Origin of the sequence: Actinosynnema sp. NPDC023658 (genome assembly GCF_040639995.1) — a bacterium.
GTDB lineage: Bacteria > Actinomycetota > Actinomycetes > Mycobacteriales > Pseudonocardiaceae > Actinosynnema.
The window spans coordinates 1-3,073 of the sequence record NZ_JBFAAX010000690.1 but is presented as its reverse complement, the minus strand read 5'-3'; the positions used below and the strand labels follow the sequence as shown (position 1 = coordinate 3,073).

Here is a 3,073-nt window from a genome sequence, read left to right as displayed (position 1 = left end):
CGGCCTGCGCCAGCACGAGCGGCCCGCTGGCCGTGCTCTCGGTCGGCCCGTACGCGTTGATCACCCGCCGGCCGGTGGCCCAGGCCGCCACCAGCGCCGGCGGGCAGGCCTCACCGCCGACCACCAGCGTGCGCAGCACCGGCAGGGGTTGCACGGGCACGGTGGTCAGCGTGGCGGTCGGGATGAACGCGTGGGTGATCCGCTGCTCGGCGAGCACCTCGACCAGGGCGGAGCCGACCAGCGGGACCGGCGGCGGGATCACCAGGGCGGCCCCGGCCGGGAACGCCATCAGCAGCTCGATGACCGACAGGTCGAAGCTGGGTGAGGAGAACTGGAGCACCCGGTCGCCCGGCCCGATCGCGTACCGCCCGGTCTGCGACACGGCGAGGCTCGCCACACCGGCGTGGGTGTTGACCACCGCTTTCGGCTTTCCGGTCGAGCCGGAGGTGTAGATCACGTACGCGGCGTTGCCCGGCAGCACCGGGACCGCGGGGCGGTCGGCCGGATAGGACGCGACGTCGTCGGGGATCCCGGTCAGCACCAGCGCCGGTTTGGCGTCGTCGAGCATGAACGAGATCCGCTCGGCCGGGTACTCCGGATCCACCGGGAGGTACGCGCCGCCGGCCTTGATCACCGCCAGCAGGGCGATGACCAGCTCGGCGGACCGGTGCATCCGCAACGCCACGATCCGTTCCGGGCCGATTCCCCGCTCGATCAGCAGCCAGGCCAGGCGGTTGGCCCGCTCGTCGACTTCCCCGTAGGTCAGTTCGGTGCCGCCGTCGACCAGGGCCACGGCCTCGGGTGGCTGCTGCTCGAACAGGGTCGCCAGGGTCGCGGTCGGGACCGGGGTGGCGGTGTCGTTGTAGGCGTGGAGCCGTTCCCGCTCGTCGTCGGTGAGGACGTCGAACCGGCTGACGGGGCGGTCGGGCACCGCCGTCAACGCCCGCAGCAAGCCGGTCCAGCGGGTGACGAGGGTTTCGACGCTGGTGCGGTCGAACAGGTCGGTGCTGTACTCGAGGACGCCGTGCACCCCGTCGACCGCGCCGTCGGGGCCGCGCCGCTCCCAGAGGCTGAACGCCAGGTCGAACTCGGCGGTGGTGACGGGCGTCGAGACCTGGGTGACCTCCAGGCCGGGCAGGGAGAAGTCCAGTTCCGGCGCGTTCTGCAGTGCCAGCATGACCTGGACCAGCGGGTGGTGGGACAGGGACCGCGCCGGGTTGAGGACCTCCACCAGGTACTCGAACGGCACGTCCTGATGGGCGTAGGCGTCCAACGCCGTCTCCCGGACCCGCGCCACCAACTCCGCGAACGTCGGATCGCCCGAGGTGTCCGTCCGCAACACCAACGTGTTCACGAAGAAGCCCACCAGATCGTCCAACGCCTGATCCGTACGACCGGCGATCGGACTCCCCACCGGGACGTCCTCACCCGCACCCAACTTGGTCAGCAAAGCGGCCAACCCCGCCTGCAACACCATGAACACACTCGCCCCGCAACGACGGGCCAGCGCCTCCAGGCCGGCGTGCAGGTCGGCGTCCAGCCGGACGAAGACGTGATCGCCGCGGTAGGAGGCGACCGCGGGACGCGAGCGGTCGGTGGGCAGTTGCAGCTGATCGGGCAACCCGGCCAGCGCCTCGGTCCAGTAGGTCAGCTGCCCGGTGAAGGCACTGTCCTCGTCGGACTGCTCACCCAGCAGGCTCCGCTGCCACAACGTGTAGTCCGCGTACTGCACCGGGAGCGGCGCCCACCCCGGTCGCTGCCCCTGCCGTCGCGCCGCGTACGCCTGCGCCAGGTCCAGCGCCAACGGGCTCAACGACCAGCCGTCGGCGGCGATGTGGTGCACCAGGATCAGCAACACGTGCTCGTCCGGGGCCGACTCGAACAGCCAGGTCCGGATCGGCAGCTCCGACGCGAGGTCGAACTTGTGCTCCATGGCCGCCAACAGCGGCTCCGCCAGGTCGTCGACCCGGGTGACGTCCAGCGTGGGGGTGAGATCCAGGATTCGCTGGTACGCCACGCCTTCCACTTGCGGGAAGACCGTCCGCAGGCTCTCGTGCCGCAGCACGACATCACGAAGCGCCGCCTGGAGCGCGTCACGGTCGAGCTCACCGACCAGACGCAGGGCGAGCGACACGTTGTAGGTGGAGTTGGGGCCCTCCATCCGGTCCAGGAACCACAGCCGCTGCTGCGCGAACGACAACGGCACCGCAGCCGGTCGCTCCCCCGCCGTCAGGGCCCGCCGTGCCGGTCCCACCTGGTCCAGACCGGCCGCCATGCCGGCCACCGTCGGGGCCTCGAACACACTCCGCAGCCCCAGTTCCACGCCGAGGGTCGCACGCACGCGGGCCACCAGTCGGGTGGCCAGCAGCGAGTGCCCGCCCAGGGCGAAGAAGTCGTCGTCGACGCCCACGCCGGGCACGCCCAGCACCTCGGCGAACAGCCCGCACAGCAACTGCTCCCGCGGCGATCGCGGCGCCCGGCCCACTGCGGACGGCGCCTCCGGCACCGGCAGCGCGGCCCGGTCCAGCTTGCCGCCGGCGGCCAACGGCAGGCTCTCCAGCACCACGAACGTCGACGGCACCATGTAGTCCGGCAACCGCTCCCGCAAGTACGCCCGCAGCACCTCCGGCTGCCGCGCCGTCACGACGTACGCGACCAGTCGTTGATCACCCGGGCGGTCCTCGCGCACCACCACCACGACCTCGTCGACACCGTCGTGCTCGCGCAGCACCGCCTCGACCTCGCCCAGCTCGATCCGGAAGCCGCGCAGCTTGACCTGGTCGTCGGCCCGGCCCACGAACTCCAGCCCGCCGGCACGCCACCGGACCAGGTCCCCGGTCCGGTACATCCGGGTCCCCGGCGGTCCGAACGGGTCGGCCACGAACCGCCCGGCCGTCAGTCCGGGCCGCCTGAGGTAACCCCGCGCCAGTCCGACCCCGGCCACGTACAACTCGCCCACCACTCCCGGTGGCACCGGTCGCAGCGTCGCGTCCAGCACGTGGGTCCGGGTGTTGGCCACCGGGCGGCCCAGCACGGGGCTGGGTGAGTCGCCCAGTGCCGCGGTGAGCGAGTC

At 72.0% G+C, this 3,073-nt stretch carries 1 protein-coding gene; it reads right to left on the bottom strand.

Annotation, left to right across the window (positions count from 1 at the left end; all coding sequences use genetic code 11):
* The coding region (locus AB0G02_RS33230; protein ID WP_360802213.1) for a condensation domain-containing protein at positions 1-3,073 on the bottom strand (3,073 nt) is incomplete at both ends.